At 72.8% G+C, this 18,309-nt stretch carries 17 protein-coding genes; 4 read left to right on the plus strand and 13 right to left on the minus strand.

What is annotated here, in order from left to right:
* Positions 1–144 precede the first annotated feature (144 nt).
* Positions 145–1,935 carry an FG-GAP repeat domain-containing protein gene (locus AC0693_RS28535; protein ID WP_478803237.1) on the plus strand — a complete coding sequence of 597 codons (1,791 nt, stop codon included), beginning with the start codon at positions 145–147 and terminating at the stop codon, positions 1,933–1,935.
* 102 nt (positions 1,936–2,037) lie between these two features.
* Here the strand turns inward: AC0693_RS28535 and AC0693_RS28540 are convergent, their stop codons facing one another.
* Complete coding sequence (locus AC0693_RS28540) at positions 2,038–2,427, minus strand: VOC family protein (protein WP_478803238.1); 390 nt, start codon at positions 2,425–2,427, stop codon at positions 2,038–2,040.
* A gap of 3 nt (positions 2,428–2,430) precedes the next feature.
* A complete protein-coding gene (locus AC0693_RS28545; protein ID WP_478803239.1) occupies positions 2,431–3,327 on the minus strand; it encodes a trans-aconitate 2-methyltransferase in 897 nt (298 codons plus the stop codon).
* Positions 3,328–3,501: 174 nt separating this feature from the next.
* On the opposite strand from AC0693_RS28545, the gene AC0693_RS28550 reads away from it, so the two are divergent.
* The gene (locus AC0693_RS28550; RefSeq protein WP_330330854.1) at positions 3,502–3,999 is read left to right on the plus strand and encodes a MarR family winged helix-turn-helix transcriptional regulator; all 498 of its coding nucleotides are present in this window, start codon (positions 3,502–3,504) and stop codon (positions 3,997–3,999) included.
* Here the strand turns inward: AC0693_RS28550 and AC0693_RS28555 are convergent.
* The 5 genes from AC0693_RS28555 to AC0693_RS28575 form a co-directional block, all read right to left on the minus strand.
* Positions 3,958–4,785, minus strand: coding sequence for a LuxR C-terminal-related transcriptional regulator (locus AC0693_RS28555; RefSeq protein WP_478803240.1), 828 nt, complete (start codon positions 4,783–4,785; stop codon positions 3,958–3,960). The genes AC0693_RS28550 and AC0693_RS28555 overlap by 42 nt on opposite strands.
* A gap of 499 nt (positions 4,786–5,284) precedes the next feature.
* On the minus strand, positions 5,285–6,235 hold the full coding sequence (gene galE / locus AC0693_RS28560; protein WP_469319495.1) for a UDP-glucose 4-epimerase GalE: 951 nt from the start codon (positions 6,233–6,235) through the stop codon (positions 5,285–5,287).
* A gap of 120 nt (positions 6,236–6,355) precedes the next feature.
* A complete protein-coding gene (locus tag AC0693_RS28565) occupies positions 6,356–7,024 on the minus strand; it encodes a response regulator transcription factor (RefSeq protein ID WP_356409520.1) in 669 nt (222 codons plus the stop codon).
* An 85-nt stretch (positions 7,025–7,109) separates the two neighbouring features.
* Positions 7,110–7,310, minus strand: a complete 201-nt coding sequence (locus tag AC0693_RS28570) for a DUF397 domain-containing protein (protein WP_478803241.1) — start codon at positions 7,308–7,310, stop codon at positions 7,110–7,112.
* Positions 7,307–8,134, minus strand: a complete 828-nt coding sequence (locus AC0693_RS28575; RefSeq protein ID WP_478803242.1) for a helix-turn-helix domain-containing protein — start codon at positions 8,132–8,134, stop codon at positions 7,307–7,309. Before AC0693_RS28575 ends, AC0693_RS28570 begins: the two co-directional genes overlap by 4 nt.
* A gap of 97 nt (positions 8,135–8,231) precedes the next feature.
* Here AC0693_RS28575 and AC0693_RS28580 point away from each other — a divergent pair, with 97 nt between their 5' ends.
* Both AC0693_RS28580 and AC0693_RS28585 read left to right on the plus strand, forming a co-directional pair.
* On the plus strand, positions 8,232–8,645 hold the full coding sequence (locus AC0693_RS28580) for a hypothetical protein (RefSeq protein WP_478739748.1): 414 nt from the start codon (positions 8,232–8,234) through the stop codon (positions 8,643–8,645).
* 121 nt (positions 8,646–8,766) lie between these two features.
* Positions 8,767–9,942 (plus strand): methyltransferase domain-containing protein, encoded by a 1,176-nt coding sequence (locus tag AC0693_RS28585; protein WP_478803243.1) that lies wholly within the window; start codon positions 8,767–8,769, stop codon positions 9,940–9,942.
* 33 nt (positions 9,943–9,975) lie between these two features.
* Here the strand turns inward: AC0693_RS28585 and AC0693_RS28590 are convergent, their stop codons facing one another.
* The 6 genes from AC0693_RS28590 to rsmA form a co-directional block, all read right to left on the minus strand.
* Positions 9,976–10,737 carry a class I SAM-dependent methyltransferase gene (locus AC0693_RS28590; RefSeq protein ID WP_469333664.1) on the minus strand — a complete coding sequence of 254 codons (762 nt, stop codon included), beginning with the start codon at positions 10,735–10,737 and terminating at the stop codon, positions 9,976–9,978.
* A gap of 158 nt (positions 10,738–10,895) precedes the next feature.
* Positions 10,896–12,596 (minus strand): outer membrane protein assembly factor BamB family protein, encoded by a 1,701-nt coding sequence (locus AC0693_RS28595; protein WP_478803244.1) that lies wholly within the window; start codon positions 12,594–12,596, stop codon positions 10,896–10,898.
* 55 nt (positions 12,597–12,651) lie between these two features.
* Positions 12,652–14,340, minus strand: coding sequence for an outer membrane protein assembly factor BamB family protein (locus AC0693_RS28600; RefSeq protein ID WP_478803245.1), 1,689 nt, complete (start codon positions 14,338–14,340; stop codon positions 12,652–12,654).
* Between the two features lie 155 nt (positions 14,341–14,495).
* Positions 14,496–16,301: an ABC-F family ATP-binding cassette domain-containing protein gene (locus AC0693_RS28605; protein ID WP_356409364.1), complete on the minus strand. Its 1,806-nt coding sequence runs from the start codon at positions 16,299–16,301 to the stop codon at positions 14,496–14,498.
* A 184-nt stretch (positions 16,302–16,485) separates the two neighbouring features.
* Entirely contained in the window at positions 16,486–17,385 is a 900-nt protein-coding gene (locus AC0693_RS28610) for a 4-(cytidine 5'-diphospho)-2-C-methyl-D-erythritol kinase (protein WP_478803337.1), read from the minus strand.
* A gap of 14 nt (positions 17,386–17,399) precedes the next feature.
* The gene (rsmA, locus tag AC0693_RS28615) at positions 17,400–18,275 is read right to left on the minus strand and encodes a 16S rRNA (adenine(1518)-N(6)/adenine(1519)-N(6))-dimethyltransferase RsmA (protein ID WP_356409524.1); all 876 of its coding nucleotides are present in this window, start codon (positions 18,273–18,275) and stop codon (positions 17,400–17,402) included.
* Positions 18,276–18,309 lie beyond the last annotated feature (34 nt).

Genomic DNA, 18,309 nt, shown 5'->3' on the forward strand with positions numbered 1-18,309 from the left:
CCACTTCTACCTCGGGAAACCCACCAGTAGCCTGGTGCTACTTCCCGGGGGGGAACATACGGTCGAGGCGTCGCGCCGCTGTCGCGCGCGCCTCGTTCGTCGTGGAGTCCGCCCGGTTTCACCTGCCATCCAGGGGGAACCCTCTTGTTCTCGTCGCGCACTCAGCGCCTCGGCCGCCTCGCGGCCTGCACCGCACTCGCGCTCTCCGCGAGTTCTCTGCTCATGGTCGGCCAGGCATCCGCCGCCGACAAGGCGACGGCCCGCCCCGCGGGCTCGTCCACGGCGCCCACCACCGCGCCGAAGGCCCGCGTCCCGCACCCCGCCGCTCCGGCGGCGGGCGTGGTGACCGCCCCGAAGACCACCGCCAAGGGCCTGCGCGCCGCTGCGCCGCAGACGCTCGGCGCCTCCAGCGTCCCGCAGCCGCGTCTCGACCTGAACGGTGACGGCTTCAGCGAGCTGGCCTTCCGTACGACCCGCGGTTACACCGGGGCGTTCGAGAGCAACGGCAGCACCACCTCGGCCGTCCGCGTCAACATCGAGGGCGAGAACGACGAGACGGTCAGGGACATCATCGCCCTCGGCAACGCGGGCGGTGGCTGGAACCCGGAGGTCCTCACCTGGACCTTCGACGGCAAGCTCCAGCTGCGCGAGACCTCCGGCAGCTCGGTGGGCGCCCCGGTCTGGACCGGTACCGGCTGGCAGATCTACAACCGCGTGATCGCGGCGGCCGACCTGAACCGGGACGGCCGTCCCGACCTGCTGGCGCGCACCCCGGCCGGTGACCTGTACCTCTACAAGGGCACCGGCGACCTCTCCAAGCCCTTCACGGACCGCGTCAGGGTCGGCGGCGGCTGGGAGCAGTACGACCAGATCCTCGGCGTCAACGACGTCGACGGTGACGGGGCGGCGGACGTCATCGGCCGCACGGGCACCGGCGACCTGTACTTCCACAAGGGCACCGGCAACGGGGCCGCCCCCTTCGCGGCGCGGACCCAGATCGCCTCCGGCTGGACCTTCTACACCCAGCTGATCGCCGGCGACGACATCAACGGCGACGGCAAGGCCGACCTGATGGGCGTCACCGAGAGCGGCGACCTGTTCTGCCACTTCTCCCAGGGCAACGGCAAGTTCGCCTGGCAGACGGACTGCGGGTCGAACTGGACCGACCTGGAGATGTTCTTCGGCGCGAGCATCACGCCGGTCTACGGCAAGCACGCCCTCGGCGCGCTGGACACCGCCGGGCAGGTCTGGTCGTACGACAACCGGTCCAACGGCGGTTTCTACGAGCCGCGCAAGGCCGGCAGCCCCTTCGTGTGGCCGGACGACGGTTCGAAGCTGGTCATGGTCTCCGGCCTGGACAGGCTGAGCTGGGCCCACGGGTTCCAGTTCAACCAGTGGGGCCTGACCAACCGGACCACCGGCCAGACCATCGCCGGTGACTGGTGGGGCGTCACGAACCTGGTCGTCGGCGGCGGCGACGTCTCCGGTGACGGCAAGGGCGACCTGCTGACCCGCGACGTGTGGGGCAACCTGTACGTCCACCAGGGCGACGGCACCGGCAGCAAGTTCGCGGCTCCGGTCAACATCGGCGGCGGCTGGGACCAGTACGGCTCCATCGCCGTGGGCGACTTCAACGGTGACGGCTACGCCGACGTGGCCGGCATCACCAAGGACGCGGCCGCGAACCTGTACTACCACCCGGGCACCGGCAAGGCGTCCGCGCCGTTCGGGACGCGCTGGCTGGTCACCGTCGCCGGCGGGACCGCGCAGCTGACCTCGCCGGGTGACCTGAACGCGGACGGCAAGGCGGACCTGGTCTTCGTCCAGACCGACGGCGGCGTGTACGCGAAGTACGCGGGCAACAGCTACGGCAGCTCGGTCTTCGGCGGCTCGCGCACGCTGTTCAGCAACTGGACGTACCGCAACGTCAGCTGATCCCCGCACCGCCGCCCCGCGCGGCGAGCGGAACCCCGCGGCGCCCCGCCACCGGACCTCCGGTGGCGGGGCGCCGTCGTGCGGGGGCGCCGTCGTGCGGGGTCAGGGGGCCGGGGCCGGGGCCGGGGCCGGGGTGGCCGGTTCCAGGAACTCCAGGCGGTTTCCGACGGGGTCCTCGGAGAAGAAGCGGCGGTGGCCGGGGAGGCCGTCGTCCCAGACCACCGGGGCGCCGCGGGCGGCGAGCCGCTCGGCGTAGGCCTCGATGCCGGTGACGCGCAGCCCCGGGTGGGCCTTGCGGGCCGGGCGGAAGCCCTCCTCGATGCCCAGGTGGAGCTGGACGGGCCCGGCCGCGAACCAGCAGCCGCCGCGCGCCGCCAGGGCGGGCGGCTTGGGGATCTCCGTCATGCCCAGCACCCGGCCGTAGTAGGCGCGCAGCGCGTCCTCGGAACCGGGCGGCGCGGCGAGTTGGACGTGGTCGACGGCGGTGAGCATGGGTCAGGCCTCCTTGCGGGCGACGGCGAAGATCCGGCGGAAGGGGAAGACGGTGCCGCGCGGGCCGGGCGGGTACGCGCCGCGCAGCAGGTCGCGGTATTCGGCGAGGAACGCGTCGACCGCCACCCGGTCGTCGCCGAGGGCGGTGAGGACGGGGCGCAGGGCGGTGCCCTTGACCCAGTCGAGGACGGGGTCGGGTCCGGTCAGGAGCTGGTAGTAGGTGGTCTCCCAGACGTCGACGGCGCAGCCCAGCCCGGTGAACCGGTCCATGTACTCGGCGGGTTCGAGGAGGTGGATGTAGCGGGCGCCGTGCCCGGCGAGGCGCGAGCGCCAGCGCGGGGCGTCGCACAGCTGGTGCAGCAGGGCGTGGCTGGGGGCGGTGAAGTTGCCCGGGATCTGGAAGGCGAAGGTGCCGCCCGGGCGCAGGCCGTTGATCCAGGAGGCGAAGGACCCGGGGTGGTTGGGGACCCATTGCAGGGCGGCGTTGGAGACGATCAGGTCGTACGTCTCCTCGGGGACCCACGAGGCGAGGTCGGCGCGGGCGAAGTCGAGGGTGCCGCCACCGGGGGTGGGGCCGGCGTACTCCTCGGTGGCGCGCTGGAGCATCTCCGGGGAGAGGTCGAAGCCGGTGACGCGGGCCTCGGGCCAGCGGTCGGTGAGGAGGGCGGTGACGTTGCCCGGACCGCAGCCGAGGTCGGCTATCCGGGCGGGGCGGCCGGGTTCGGCGGGCAGGGCCGGGACGCGGGCGAGCAGGTCCAGGAAGGGCCGGGCGCGGTGGTCCGCGTGCCGCAGGTACTGCTGCGGGTCCCAGGTCGGCGGGGCCCCGGCGGCCTTGGCCGCCGTCTCGCCCCGGTCCGTCTCGTGCGGCGGCCGGACGGCGGGGGTGGTGTCGGAATGCATGTTCGAGCCTCCCTGCGGGTGGTGCGTGCCAAGCGGTAGAAGGTTCCGGGCCCTGCCTGCCCATGGTCGCCGAAAATATATCTTGACGTCAAGAGGCTTGATAGCGAGAGAGTCGTTATCGAGAGGCTCGACGTCAAGAGACTTCATGTCGACAGACCCCTTACACTGATCCGCATGGAGGACGAGGTCGACCGATTGGTCGCGGCATGGCGGCGCGAGCGCCCTGACCTCGACGTGGAACCGCTCGAGGTGCTCAGCCGCGTCAGCCGGCTCGCACGCCACCTGGACCGGGCCCGCCGGCTCGCCTTCGCCGAGCACAGCCTGGAACCCTGGGAGTTCGACGTCCTGACGTCGCTGCGCCGGGCCGGGGCGCCCTACCAGCTCTCCCCCGGACAGCTGCTGACGCAGACGCTGGTCACCTCGGGCACCATGACCAACCGGATCGACCGGCTCGCCAAGAAGGGCCTGGTCGAGCGGCTGCCCGACCCCAACGACCGGCGCGGCGTGCTGGTCCGGCTGACCCCCGAGGGGCGCGACCGCGCCGACCAGGCGCTCGCCGGACTGCTCGCCCAGGAGCGGGCGATCCTCGCCCAGCTCTCCCGGTCCGAGCGCGGCGACCTGGCCTCGCTGCTACGCCAGCTGACCGCTCCGTTCGACAACATCCCCGGCTAGGTCCGCCGGGCGCACCCCGGCCCGCCGGGCCAGCGCGACCGCCGCCAGGGTGGAGTGCACCCCCAGCTTGCCCAGCACGTTCTGCATGTGGGTGCGCACCGTGTGCGGGGACAGGAACAGCCGCGCCGCGACGTCCTTGCGGCCCAGCCCCGCCACCATGCAGCGCAGCACCTCGTGCTCGCGCGGGGTCAGGGACTCCACCAGGCGTTCGCTGTCGGTGCGGTGCTTGCGGGCCTGGGTCAGCTCGCGCAGCACCCCGGTGAGCAGGGCGGGCGGCAGGTGGGTCTCCTCGCGCAGGACGCCCCGGACCACGGCGAGCAGCCGGGACAGCGAGCAGTCCTTCGCCACCCAGCCGCAGGCTCCGGCCTGGAGGGCGTGGGCGGCCCGGCGCGGTTCGTCGCGCTCGGCGAGGACGACCGTACGGACCCCGGGGTGGGCGGTGCGCACGGCCGCGACCAGCGCGATCCCGTCGCCCTGCGGCGCGCCGGGGCCCGGCTCGCGCTGCGCGGGGAATCCGCCGCCATGCGTGACACGGCCGCCCTGGCCACCCTGGACGGCCGGGGCCGCGGGGCCGCCCGGGCTGCCGGTGACGCCGCTGAGATCGGCGTCGACGAGCAGCACGTCGTAGCGGCGGCCTTCGGTGACGCCCCGTTCGAGGCAGCGCAGCGCGGCGGGAGCGCTGCCGGCCGCGGACACGTCCACGTCCGGCTCGGCCGCGAGCGCGGCGGCGAGCGACTCGGCGAAGATGCGGTGATCGTCCACCACGAGAACCCGGATGCGAACCACAGAACCCCCAAGGGTCGGGGAACGGACAACCGCGGGTACGGCGCCCGGACCGGGTGATCCGCAGTCGCCGCGGCCGCCGCCGTGACACCTCTGCACTACCCCGGAGCGGACGTCGTACCCGACGCGTCTCGACCCCTGAATCAACACCGGCCCCCACCGGTGTCACGCATCAGCGTAGGCCCGGGGGCGGTGCGGGGTTGGCCGAATAGCAGAAGTTTTCCGAGCCATTTTCCGGTGCGTCGCGCTGTGGAACGTCTGTGCGTGGCTTGAACTCACCGGCCGCCCGGGCCGGAATCCCGTTTCCGCTTGTGCCTGTGCCACCGGCAGGTGCGCGGCGGGCATGACGCGCAGCGTGCGCGCGCCGGGCGCCCGCGCACAGCGCCCCGCCCCGGCGCGCGGCCCGCTCCCCCGCGCCCCGCGTCCGCGCACGCGCGAGAGCCGCCACCGGCGGTGCGGTGGCGGCTCTCGCGTACGCGTGCGCGGACCCGTACGTCAGGCGTCAGCGCCGGGCGAAGGCCCAGGCGTCCGCGACGATGCCCGCGAGGTCCGGACGGGAGGGCGTCCAGCCGAGGCGCTCCCGCGCGGTGGCCGCCGAGGCGACCAGGACCGCCGGGTCACCGGCCCGGCGCGGGGCCACGACCTCCGGGATCGGGTGCCCGGTGACCTTGCGGACGGTCTCGATGACCTCGCGCACCGAGAAGCCGCTGCCGTTGCCCAGGTTGCAGATCAGGTGCTCGCCGGAGGCCGGGACGCCCACGGCGGCCAGGTGCGCCTCGGCCAGGTCCGCGACGTGGATGTAGTCGCGCACGCAGGTGCCGTCCGGCGTCGGGTAGTCCTCGCCGAACACCGAGATCGACTCGCGCTGCCCGAGCGCGACCTGGAGGACCAGCGGGATCAGGTGGGTCTCGGGGTCGTGCCGCTCGCCGAACTCCTTGTACGCGCCCGCCACGTTGAAGTAGCGCAGCGAGACCGCCGTCAGCCCGTGCGCCGCGCACTCGCCGCTGATCATGTGGTCGACGGCCAGCTTCGAGGCGCCGTAGGGGTTGGTCGGCTTCGTCACCGACTCCTCCGTCAGCAGCCCCTCGGTGGGCTCCCCGTAGGTCGCGGCGGTGGAGGAGAAGACGAGCTTCTTCACCCCGGCCCCGCGCATCGCGGTGAGCAGCGCGAGGGTGCCGCCGACGTTGTTGTCCCAGTACTTGCCCGGGTTCACCACGGACTCGCCGACCTGCGAGAAGGCCGCGAAGTGCAGCACCGCGTCGAAGGAGGGGTCCAGGTGGCGGGCGGCGTCCTGGATCCGGCCGTGGACGAGGGTGGCGCCCTGTGGGACGCCCGCCTCGAAGCCGGTGGAGAGGTCGTCGAGGATGGTGACCTCGTGTCCGGCCTCCAGGAGATGGGCCGCGACGACGCTGCCCACGTATCCGGCGCCACCGGTGACCAGGTACTTGCTCACTCGCCTACTACCTCTCGACGTACCGCGGCCGCTCGCCTCGGCGGCCCGTTCCCCCCTGGCTTACCCGATTCCGCGCCCACGGGGAAATCGCACCCCTCTGCGGCCCTTCCCCCGGAGGGGTCACGGACGGGCCGCGCGGTCCAGCAGGCCGGTACGGGCGGCCAGCGCGGCCGCCTCCAGCCGGGAGCCCACGCCGAGCTTCATCAGCACCCGCTGCACGTGGGTGCGCGCGGTGCTCGGCGCGATGGCCATGCCCGCCGCGATCAGCCGGGTGTCCTCGCCCTCGGCGACCCGGACCAGGACCTCCACCTCGCGCGGGGTGAGCAGCCGCAGCAGCCGGCTGCCCTCGTCGTCGGGCTGGGCGGTGGGGTTCAGGAGTTCCGCGAAGGCGCCCTGGAGCAGCTGCGGCGACACCGCGGCCTCCCCGGCCCGCGCCTTGGCCAGGGCCCGCTCGACGCCCTCGATCCGCTCGTCCTGGCGTACGTACCCGCAGGCGCCCGCGGCGAAGGCGGCGGCGATCCCGCGGGGGCTGGGCACGGGCCCCAGCACCACGACCGCGATCTGCGGGCGCTCGCGGCGGATCCGCACGATGGGTTCGAAGATCCCCGGCTCGGCGGGGGTGGCGGTGCCGAGCAGGCACACCTCGGGGGCGCGGCTGATCACCAGCTCGGCCGCCCCGGCGGCCGGCGCCGCCGCTGCCAGCACCCGGTGCCCGCGCAGCTTCAACGCCGAGGCGAGCGCCTCGGCCAGCAGCCGGTGATCGTCAACGACCATGACCCGTACGCCCATTGCGGCACTCACCCCCCACCCTTCTGACCCGGCAAGCTACACGCTTGTTCGACGCCGCGAGGGGGATACGGAACAGAAGCCCCCGTCAGGGGGCGTTGGTCCTGCGCGCCTTGACATCCGCCACGAAGACCGAGAACGCGCCTATGGAAAATTCCAGGACGGGACCGTCGGGGTCCTTTGAGTCCCGGACGGGGACCGCTCCGCCGCGGGCGAGGAAGCCGACCTCGACGCAGTTGCCGCCGTTGTCGCTGTACGAGGACTTGCGCCAGCGATGTTCGGTCGTCACGGGGTGCCCCTTCGCAGTTCGCCGATCATGGCCACGGACGTCGCTTGCGAGAGCGCTTCGGCCTGTAGCTGATGGTAGGCCGTCAACATGGGCAGCACCGAGGGGCTTTCGCGGTCCAGGTGGCCGCGCATCTGGGACTCGGCATAGGCGACCACTGAGCGATCCGGCAGCGTCAGCAGATTCACCGGCAGGTTGAAAGACCGACGCTCCCCTATGTCGAACGGAGCCACCTGGAGCACCGTGTTCGGCCGGGCGGCGAATTCCGCGAGCCGCGCCAGCTGGGCCGCCATGACCTCGGGGCCACCGACGATTCGACGGATGCAGCTCTCGTCCATCACCACGAACACCATCGGCGGCCGGGCCCGCTCCAGCGCCACCTGCCGCTCCGCCAGGAACGCGACCCGCTCGGCCGCGTATTCGGTGGTGATGGCGCCCCGCTGCACCGCGCTGTTCGCCAGCACCTGCGCGTACTCCGGCGTCTGCAACAGCCCGGGGATGATGCCAATCTCGTACAGCCGAAGCTCGACTGCCCGGCCCTCGTAGCCGACGTACTCCTGGAAGCCTTCCAACAGCGCGCCGTGCCGCAGCTCGCGCCACGCGCGCTCGAACGCGTCGCCCCCGCCGAACGCACGGTCCGTACTGCGCGCAAACCGCAGGGTCGGCGGTTTGCGACCGGTTTCCACCGCTGAGATGTGCTGGCTTGAGTACTCCGTGCGCTCGGCCAGCTCGTCCTGTGTCCAGCCCCGCGCTTCCCGGGCGCTGCGCAAGCGCGCTCCGAACGCTGCGCGCGGCGAGCTGTCCGGATTCAACTCCTTGATATTCAAGGGTCCTTCCTTCACATCTGACAGGTTGAAGGGTCTCCGACTGTAGGCCAACCTGACTCTCCCCAGTAGTGGTTCGACTACGGAGAGGCGTAAGCCCATGCCCCAAGAACGCCGCGTCTGCGGCGCCCAGACCCTGCTGCTCGGCCCGGCCCTGATCGCCGCACTCGATGCCCTCGGCCCCGGGCACGAGCCGTACCGCGATCTCATCGCCACTCCCCTACCGATCCGGTGCACCCTCGAACACACCACAGGTCCGCACTGGGCCCTGCTCGTGGACAACAGCGCACCCAACGCCCTGTGGGCCCGCTGGCCGGAGGGCAGGTCGTGCCACGCAGTGTTCGTACGCCCCGACTGCCCCGTCGGCGACACCGCCGGAACCGGCGCCGGGTGCGGCGAGTTCCAGTTCCACCCCGGCGGGCACACCTGGCAACTCAGCGACCCGACGTACGAGCGGTGGCGCACCGACGCTCCCGTTTTCCACCGGATGTTCCAGGACAAGGAGAGGTCATGAACGTGATTCCGAGTGCCGACGGCGACGACAAGCTGCCGGGAGCCCCTTACCCCGGCCCGCACCAGCCGCCGACTCCTGACGGCGGGCCCGGTGTACCCAACCCGCCGAAGGGGTCCTAGCGGTGCCCACCCGCTCCCGCGAGCAGCGGCCCGGGCACGCCGAGTTGAGGCGGATCCTCACGGAAGGGGGCGCGCTGCGCCCCGATTGGGACTCCGCCTTCGCCGCCGTCCCGCGATCGTCGTTCCTGCCGGATCTCATCTGGCCCTTCGATATGGAGACGGGCCGGAGCGTCGCCGTCTCGCGGGCGGCGGAGCCGGAGGCCTGGTACGGCTACGCGGACGCGGACGTGCCCGTCGTCACGCAGTGGGACGACGGAGCGCACACCGGGCCGGAGCCGGGACGGGTCTCCACCAGTTCGGCGTCCATGCCGAGCGTGGTCTTCTGCATGCTCCGGGACCTGGACCTGCGGCCCGGTGACCGGGTGCTGGAGATCGGCACGGGGACCGGATGGAACGCGGCGCTGCTGGCGCACCGGGTGGGCGCCGGGAACGTCGTCACCGTGGAGGTCGACTCCGCCGTCGCGGCCGGGGCGCGTACCGCGCTCATCTCGTTCGGGGCGTCCGTCCAGGTCGTGACCGGCGACGGGCTCAAGGGTCACCCCGAGGGGGGCCCGTACGAGCGGATCATCGCGACCTGCGGCTTCCGTGAACTCCCCTTCGCGTGGGTCGAGCAGTGCGAGCCGGGCGGGGTCATCGTGGCGCCGTGGGGAACCCACTACGGCAACGGCGACGCCGTGGCCCGGCTCACGGTCGCGGGCGACGGCGCGAGTGCGGGCGGCAGGTTCACCGGGCCGGTCGAGTTCATGAAGGCGCGCGCCCAACGGCTGCCGCCCGTCGTGCACTCCGATTACGTCACGGACGGGGTGGAGGGTCACGACAAGTCGTCCACCAGCTGCACCGAGGAGGAGTTCCTGGGAGGGCGCTTCGGCCCCCAGCGGTTCGCTTTGGGGCTCCGGCTGCGTGACTGCGTGCACGTGGTCGCGGAGAAGCGCGACGGCGCCCGGCCCGTGTGGTTCTACGGGCTCCGCGACCGGTCGTGGGCCTGCGTGCTGTTCCGCGACGGAACCACGGCGACGGTCTGGCAGTCCGGCCCCCGTCGGCTGTGGGACGAGGCCGCATCGGCGTACGCCTGGTGGACGGAGAAGGGCAGGCCCGGTCACGAGCGCTTCGGCCTCACCCTCACGGCGAACGGGCTCTCCGTCTGGCTCGACGACCCGGCCGGAGCCTGGCCCGTGTGACACGGCGGGGCCCGCCCGCACGGGTGGGGGCGCTCAGGCCGCGCCGGTGAAGACGTACGCCGTCATGGGGGCGGTGACCGGTCCCGGGCCCAGGCGCTCGGTCATCTCGGCGAGGATGACGGCCCGGGCGGCCGGGCCGCCGCCTCGCTCCTCGACGGCCGCGCGCACGGGCGTTCCGGTGAGGAAGCCGGTGGCGACGTCGGCGGCCGACGCGGCGCGGCCCTCCAGCGTCAGTTCCCGCTGCTCCTCGACGGTGAATCCGGCGGCCGTCAGGTCGGCGCCGACGGCGGCGGGGTCGGCGTAGCCGTGCGGGACGGTGGGCAGGAAGCGGGGCGGGTCGGCCGGGAACGCCCGCTCCAGCCCGGCCTGGACCGCGGCGTCGAAGGCGTGCGCGGCGATCGGGCCCCAGGTGTTGAAGAGGAACCGGCCGCCCGGCGCGAGCACCCGGCGGACCTCGGTGAAGGCGGCGACCCGGTCGGGGAAGAACATCACGCCGAACTGGCAGACCACCAGGTCGAAGCAGCCGTCCGGGAACGGCAGCCGCTGCGCGTCGGCCTGGCGCCACACCGCGCCGGGGACGCGGGCCGACCCGAAGGCGACCATGGCCTCGTTCAGGTCGGTGGCCGTCACCTCGGCCGAGGGGAGAGCGGCGAGCAGGCCCGCGGTCACGGCGCCGGTCCCGGCGGCCAGTTCGAGGATCCGCCGCGGGCCGAGCGCCGCGGCCCGGGCCGCCAGGTCCTCGGCGAAGGGCCGGAAGAGCACCGGCACGAGGTACCGCTCGTAGGCCTGCGGCATGGACTCGGACCACAGCCGGTCGGCGTCGCTTCCCGTCACCCGCGCCACGGTAGCCCCGTCCCCGGGGCGCCCGCCGGTCCGGCGCGCCGGAGCCCGTTCACGCCGAAGCCCCCCGGAGAGGTCCTCCGGGGGGCGGGCTCACTGCGGGCGGCCGGTCGTCAGCCCGTCGTGAAGGAGACGAACAGGTACGACGGATCCGTCGTCGCCGAGTAGGGCTTGCTGATCAGCGTCTGGGAGATGAAGAACCGCCCGTTGTGGTAGCGGTACTCGGCTCCGTTGGAGGAGAAGCTGGTCTCGGGGCGCCGGATGTTCTTGTCCGCCGGCATCTCCATGAGGAGGGTCTCCTTCATCGTCGTGCCGTCGATGCTGACGACCTGGCCGCCCTTGTTGTAGGGGGGCAGCTTGTAGGCGATGACGTTCGGCCCGTCCATGCGCAGCGGCATCAGCGTGTACTGCTCGCCCGCGTCGGCGCGGTCGGTGGTCTGCTTGCCGGTGCTCAGGTCGAAGGACAGCAGCTCGTTGGTCCGGCCGTAGGCGTCCTTGCCCTGGTGCTGCGCGGCAGGGACGTAGATCTTGCCGTTGCCGACGACCATCTTCTGGCACTTCTCGACCTCGGTGGATCCGCACCGGACGTCGTAGTTGCCGGAGGAGACCGGGATGCGGGCCTTCAGCGCGCCCGCGTCGTCGAGGACGAAGAGGTCGCTGACCCCGCTGCCGCCCTTGGCGACGTCGCCGACGTCGGCGCCGACGATGAGGGGCTTGGTGGAGACGATGTGGGCGTAGTCGATGCCCTGCGAGAGCTTGTACGAGGACTTGGGCGCGCCGGTCGCCGGGTCCAGGTTCTGCGCGAGCAGGTACTGGCTGCCGTACGGGCCGCACTTGCGGATGACGGCGAGGGCTTCGCCGCCCGCGTAGCCGAGGTCGTAGCAGCCTTCGCCGTCGACCTTGGCGGGCCACAGGTTCTTGCCGTCGGCGAGGTTCCAGCCCGCGCCGCCCTGGAGGCCGCCCGCGGCGACGGTCTGGCCGCTGAGGGTGATCTCCTTGAACTCGACCGGCCGGTCACCGCTGGTGGCGGCCTTGATGGTGGTCGACCACACCAGCTTGCCCGCGTTCAGGTCGATGACGCCGATCTGGTTGCAACGGGGGTACTTGTTGGCGTCGCTGGGCAGGGCTTCCTCGAAGAGGATGGCGGCCTTGCCGTCGCTGATGTGCCTGCTCGCGCCGCAGATCTCGGCCGGGACCGGGATGGACCACTTCACGGCGGCGGTGTTCAGGTCGTAGCCGACGATCTTGCCCACGTCGGACTTGGCGTAGACGGTGTCGGTGATCCAGGAGCCCTGGACGTCGGCGAGGTCGGCGACCTGCGGCTGCGCCATGTTGAGCAGGGTCTTGGCCTTGGTGCTCGCCGGGGGCTTCTCGCCGGCGGGGCCGCCGCCGCCGGGCTTGTCGCCGCCGCCGGTCGCGCCGGGGCTCTTGCCGTCGGTGGGGCCCTTGCTGACGTCCTGCTTGCCGCCGTCGTCGCCGGAGACGTACCAGAAGCCGCCGCCCACGATCAGGGCGATGGCCACCAGCGCTGCGGCGACGATGAGGATCTGGTCGCGCAGGGCGTTGCTCCCGCCGCTGCCGCCGCTCGCGGGCGGTACGTACGCGGGCGCGGCCGGCCCGGTCTGCGGGTAACCGTACGAGGGCTGCTGCTGGGGGTAGCCGTAGGCCGCGCCCGGCTGCTGCGGGGGGCCGGGCGGCTGCTGCGGGGGCATCGGAGGTGCGGCCGGCGGGGGCGCGTAACCGCCCGGCGGCGGGTCCTGGGGCGCGCCGAAGCCGCCCGACGGGGGCTGGTTCGGCGGCGGCGGGGTACTCATCGGGTGCTTCTGCCTCTCATGGGCGGCCTGGGGGACGTGGGGGCGGCGGACACGGTCACTTGCCGAAGACCATCACGAACTTCTCGTCCTTGCCCTCGCCGGTGATGTGCGTGGAGGACAGGAAGAGCCGGCCGTCCACGTAGGCGATCTGCGGGTTGTAGAAGGAGTTCTCCAGCGGCGCGGCGGGCACGGAGGGGTTGTGCAGCACCGTGGTGGGCTTGCCGCCGCCCATCGGGAGGGAGACGACCTCGCCGCCGGTAGCGCGGTCGGCGGCCTGGTTGTAGGCGTACAGCTGCCCGCCCTCGGCCTTCAGCGGGACCAGCGCGCGCTTGTCGCCCGCGGGGGTGCGCCACTTGGGCTTGCCGGTGGCGAGGTCGAAGGCGACGAGTTCGTTGCCGAGCCCGGCGGTCGGCAGGACGAGGGTGTCGGAGCCGGCGTCGACGACGACGCCCCAGCAGTCCTGGAGGGGCCGGTCGAAGACGGGGTCGTCGCAGCGGGGCGTGAACTGGCCCTCGCCGCTGAGCTGGGAGCGCTGCTTGCCGTCGGGGCCGAGGACCATGATGGAGCGCTGGTTCTTGTCGCGCTGCTTGACGTCGACGACGAGCGGGTCCACGGAGTAGACCTTGCTGACCTTCCAGCCCTGGGGGAAGCGGTAGGTCCAGCTCTTGCGGCCGCTGACCGGGTCGGTTCCCTGGAGTTCCTCGATGCCGTCGGCGCAGGTGGCGATGGCGACGACCTTGCCGCTGCCGGCCGCGTAGGAGCCGGGCTGACAGCCTTCGGGGACGTTGCTGCCGAAGAGCCGGTCGCCGGTGCTGACCTTGAAGGCGCTGGCGGCGCCGAGGCGGCTGGCGGTGACGGTGTCACCGGTGATGGAGAAGCTGGGGGTGACCTGGATGTCGAACATGCCCTCCTTGGGGATCTCCTTCGTCCAGCCCTCCTTGCCCGTCTTGAGGTCGACCATCTTCATCTGGTTGCAGGACGAGGAGTCGGACCCGTTCTTGAAGCCCACCACGATCTTGCCGTCGGTGCTGGTCTGGTAGGGGGTGCTGCACACCTCGGTGGGGAAGGAGACCTTCCACTTCTCTTTGCCGTCGTTCACGCCGAAGCCGATGAGCGACTTGTAGAAGGATTTGACGACGGTGTCGCCCACGACCCACTGGCCCGTGGCGTCCCCGCCGCCGCCGGGGAGTTCGGTGGAGTTGGTCTTCAGCCACAGGACCTTGCCCTCGCCGGGCTTGCGGCCGGCGTTGAGGTCGGTGGTGTCGGCCATGCCGTTGCCCTTGCCGTCGCCCTTGTCGACCGACGGCGATCCGGAGGGCTGGGCCACCAGCGCGGAGCTGCCCGCGGCGACCGGCTCCTTGCCGTCCCCGTCGCCGCCCCTGAAGGCGAAGTACGCGCCGGTGCCGAGCACCAGCGCGACGACGAGGGAGGCCGTGACGAGCAACTGGGTCCGGCCGCGCGGCGCCTTGGGCGCGCCGGGGGCGACGGGCGGCATCCCGGGCGCGGTGGGCGGGAGCGGCGGGTAGCCGTAACCGGGCTGCGGCTGCTGCCCGTACGGACCCTGCGGGGCCTGGCCGGGCTGGTGGCCCTGGGGGGCCTGGCCGGGCTGCGGCTGGGCGTACGGATTGGCCCCCTGCGGCGGGAATCCGTACGCGGAGGGCTGCGGGGGCCCGGGCAGGTGTCCGTAACCGGGGGGTACAGGTGGCTGGTTCGGCGGCGTCGGCGGAGTCGGCGGCTCGGTCATCAGCTGTACCTTCGGGGTCGGTCGGGCGCGGGGGATGAACCTTTGTATCACTGCGGCCGCACGCCGGACGGGCCGGTCCAGCCCCTGTGCCCAAGGGAGGACCGGCCCGTGACTCCGTCGTTATCCGGCCAGTCGGTGACCGGCGCCGCCGGACGCTACGCGTCCTCGGCCAGCTCCAGCCAGCGCATCTCCAACTCGTCCCGTTCCGAGATGAGTTCGCGCAGCTCCGCGTCGAGCTTGGCGACCTTGTCGAAGTCGGTGGCGTTCTCGGCGATCCGCGCGTGCAGGTTCGTCTCGCGGTCCGACATCTTGTTGAGCTGGCGCTCGATCTTCTGGAGCTCCTTCTTCGCGGCGCGCGCGTCACCGGAGGAGGTCGACTTGGCCGCGCCGCCCGAGGGGGCGGCGGGCGCGGGCGAGGCTTCGGCGATCATCCGCTGCCTGCGCTCCAGGTACTCGTCCAGGCCGCGCGGCAGCATCCGCAGGCTCTGGTCGCCGAGCAGCGCCATCACGGTGTCGGTGGTGCGCTCGATGAAGAACCGGTCGTGGGAGATCACGATCATCGACCCGGGCCAGCCGTCGAGGAGGTCCTCCAGCTGGGTCAGGGTCTCGATGTCGAGGTCGTTGGTCGGCTCGTCGAGGAAGAGGACGTTCGGCTCGTCCATCAGCAGGCGCAGGATCTGCAGGCGGCGGCGCTCACCTCCGGAGAGGTCGCCGACCGGCGTCCACTGCTTGTCCTTGGTGAAGCCGAACTGCTCGCACAGCTGGCCCGCCGTCATCTCGCGGCCGTTGCCGAGGTCGACCCGGTCGCGCACGCGCTGGACGGCCTCCAGGACGCGCAGGGACGGGTCGAGTTCGCCGACCTCCTGCGAGAGGTAGGCGAGCCGGACGGTCCTGCCGACGGTCACCTTGCCCGCCGCGGGCTGCACGTCGCCCTGGGTGCGCGCGGCCGTGGCCAGCGCGCGCAGCAGCGAGGTCTTGCCCGCGCCGTTGACGCCGACCAGACCGACGCGGTCGCCGGGGCCGAGGTGCCAGGTCAGGTGCTGGAGCAGGGTCTTGGGCCCGGCCTGGACGGTGACGTCCTCCAGGTCGAAGACCGTCTTGCCCAGGCGCGCGTTGGCGAACTTCATCAGCTCGCTGGTGTCGCGCGGCGGCGGCACGTCGGCGATCAGCTCGTTGGCCGCCTCGATGCGGTAGCGCGGCTTGGAGGTGCGCGCGGGGGCGCCGCGGCGCAGCCAGGCCAGCTCCTTGCGCATCAGGTTCTGCCGCTTGGACTCCTCCGTGGCGGCGATCCGGTCGCGTTCGGCGCGGGCGAAGACGTAGTCGCTGTAGCCGCCCTCGTACTCGTGGACGTCGCCGCGCTGCACGTCCCACATGCGGGTGCAGACCTGGTCGAGGAACCACCGGTCGTGGGTGACGCAGACGAGCGCGGAGCGGCGCTCCTGGAGGTGCTTGGCCAGCCAGGAGATGCCCTCGACGTCGAGGTGGTTGGTGGGCTCGTCGAGGACGAGCAGGTCCTGGTCGGCGATCAGCAGCTGCGCGAGCGCGATGCGGCGGCGCTCGCCGCCGGAGAGCGGGCCGATGACGGTGTCGAGGCCGTGTTCGAAGCCGGGCAGGTGCAGGCCGCCGAAGAGGCCGGTCAGCACGTCGCGGATCTTCGCGTTGCCCGCCCACTCGTGGTCGGCCATGTCGCCGATGATCTCGTGGCGGACGGTGGCGGCGGGGTCCAGGGAGTCGTGCTGGGTGAGCACGCCCATCCGCAGCCCGCCGTTCTGGGTGACCCGGCCGGTGTCCGGTTCCTCCAGTTTCGCCAGCATCCGGATGAGGGTGGTCTTGCCGTCGCCGTTGCGCCCGACGACGCCGATCCGGTCCCCCTCGGACACGCCGAGGGAGATGCCGTCGAGCAGGGTACGGGTGCCGTACACCTTGCTGACTGCCTCGACATTGACCAGATTGACGGCCATTAGACGCGCTCCAGGGAAAGGGGTGGATCAGCCCCTTACCCTAACCTTCCCCACCCGGCCCGAACGCTGCGCGAGCCCCCGGGCGGCCGCGCAGGGACCCCCGCACGGCCGCGTACGGACCTCCGCACGGGCGCGTACGGACCCCCGGGCGGCCGGTACGGACCCCCGCGCCGGGGTCCCGTACTCAGTGGCGGGTGGCGCCCGGGGCCGGGGAGGTGGCCACGCGGGTGGTCCGGCAGGTGCCCGAGGCGGCCAGCGCCCCGGCGACCGCGGCGGCGGACCCGGGGTCCCGGACCAGGAAGGCGGTCGTCGGCCCGGAGCCCGAGACGAGGGCGGCCAGCGCCCCGGCCCCGAGCCCCGCGTCCAGCGTCCGGCGCAGCTGCGGGCGCAGCGAGAGCGCGGCCGGCTGGAGGTCGTTGGCCAGGGTCGCGGCGAGCGCGTCCGGGTCCCCTGCGGCCAGCGCGGCCAGCAGCTCCTTCGAAGCTTCCGGCACCGGGATGCCCGTACCGGCCTGCGCGGCGAGGCGGTCGAACTCGCGGAAGACCGCCGGGGTGGACAGTCCGCCGTCGGCGACGGCGAACACCCAGTGGAAGATCCCGGACTCCAGGGGCGCGAGCTGCTCCCCGCGCCCGGTGCCGAGCGCGGCCCCGCCGACCAGGCTGAACGGCACGTCGCTGCCCAGCTCGGCGCAGATCTCCAGCAGCTCGGCGGGCGTGCTGTCCAGGCCCCACAGCAGGTCGCAGGCGAGCAGGGCGCCCGCGCCGTCGGCGCTGCCGCCCGCCATGCCGCCCGCGACGGGGATGTTCTTCGCGATGTGGATGTGGACGGCCGGGTCCAGGCCGTGCCGGGCGGCGAGCAGCTCGGCCGCCCGCGCGGCCAGGTTCGTCCGGTCCAGGGGGACCTGGTCGGCGTCGGGGCCGGTGCAGGTGACCGTGAGGGTGTCGGCGGGGGTGACCGTCACCTCGTCGTAGAGGGAGACGGCCAGGAAGACGTTGGCGAGGTCGTGGAAGCCGTCGGGGCGGGCGGCGCCCACCGCGAGCTGAACGTTGACCTTGGCCGGGACGCGGACGGTGACGCCGGCCATCGCGGCGGTGGTGCTCACAGGGCCGCCCGCTCGGCCACCGGCTTGTTCTCCGCGATCCGCGCGAACTCCTCGACCGTGAGCCCCTCACCGCGGGCCTGCGGCGAGATCCCGGCCGCGACCAGCGCGCTCTCGGCGCCCGCGGCGGATCCGGCCCAGCCGGCCAGCGCGGCCCGCAGCGTCTTGCGGCGCTGCGCGAAGGCGGCGTCGACGACGGCGAAGACCTCCCGCTTGGTGGCGGTGGTCTTGACCGGCTCGGCGCGCCGGACCAGGGACACCAGCCCGGAGTCGACGTTCGGCGCGGGCCAGAAGACGTTGCGGCCGATGGATCCGGCGCGCTTGACGTCGGCGTACCAGGCGGCCTTGACCGAGGGCACGCCGTAGACCTTGTTGCCGGGCTTGGCGGCGAGCCGGTCGGCAACCTCCGCCTGCACCATGACCAGCGTCCGCTCGATGCTGGGGAACCGGTCGAGCATCGTCAGCAGCACCGGCACGGCCACGTTGTACGGCAGGTTCGCGACCAGCGCGGTCGGCGCCGGGCCGGGCAGCTCCGTCACGAGCATCGCGTCGGAGTGCACCAGCGCGAACCGGTCGGCGCGCGCGGGCATCCGGGCCTCGATCGTCGCGGGCAGCGCTGCGGCCAGCACGTCGTCGATCTCGACGGCGGTGACCCGGTCGGCGGCCTCCAGCAGGGCGAGCGTCAGCGAGCCCAGACCCGGACCGACCTCGACGACGACGTCGTCGGGCCGCACCTCGGCGGTGCGCACGATCCGGCGCACCGTGTTGGCGTCGATGACGAAGTTCTGGCCCTTCTGCTTCGTCGGCCGCACGCCGAGGACGGCCGCCAGCTCCCGGATGTCGGCCGCGCCGAACAACGCGTCGGCCCCCTGCACCGGCCCGGCCCCACGCGCCTGGGCGCCCGCCGGC

It is taken from the genome of Streptomyces sp. NPDC043876 (genome assembly GCF_056435825.1).

Bases quoted from the DNA above. Each gene is read 5' to 3' on its own strand.
- AC0693_RS28540 (WP_478803238.1), bottom strand. From the start codon at position 2,427: ATGCTCACCGCCGTCGACCACGTCCAACTCGCCGCGCCGCCCGGTTCC.
- AC0693_RS28545 (WP_478803239.1), bottom strand. From the start codon at position 3,327: ATGCATTCCGACACCACCCCCGCCGTCCGGCCGCCGCACGAGACGGAC.
- AC0693_RS28550 (WP_330330854.1), top strand. From the start codon at position 3,502: ATGGAGGACGAGGTCGACCGATTGGTCGCGGCATGGCGGCGCGAGCGC.
- AC0693_RS28565 (WP_356409520.1), bottom strand. From the start codon at position 7,024: ATGGGCGTACGGGTCATGGTCGTTGACGATCACCGGCTGCTGGCCGAG.
- AC0693_RS28580 (WP_478739748.1), top strand. From the start codon at position 8,232: ATGCCCCAAGAACGCCGCGTCTGCGGCGCCCAGACCCTGCTGCTCGGC.
- AC0693_RS28590 (WP_469333664.1), bottom strand. From the start codon at position 10,737: ATGCCGCAGGCCTACGAGCGGTACCTCGTGCCGGTGCTCTTCCGGCCC.
- AC0693_RS28595 (WP_478803244.1), bottom strand. From the start codon at position 12,596: ATGAGTACCCCGCCGCCGCCGAACCAGCCCCCGTCGGGCGGCTTCGGC.
- AC0693_RS28600 (WP_478803245.1), bottom strand. From the start codon at position 14,340: ATGACCGAGCCGCCGACTCCGCCGACGCCGCCGAACCAGCCACCTGTA.
- AC0693_RS28605 (WP_356409364.1), bottom strand. From the start codon at position 16,301: ATGGCCGTCAATCTGGTCAATGTCGAGGCAGTCAGCAAGGTGTACGGC.
- AC0693_RS28610 (WP_478803337.1), bottom strand. From the start codon at position 17,385: ATGGCCGGCGTCACCGTCCGCGTCCCGGCCAAGGTCAACGTTCAGCTC.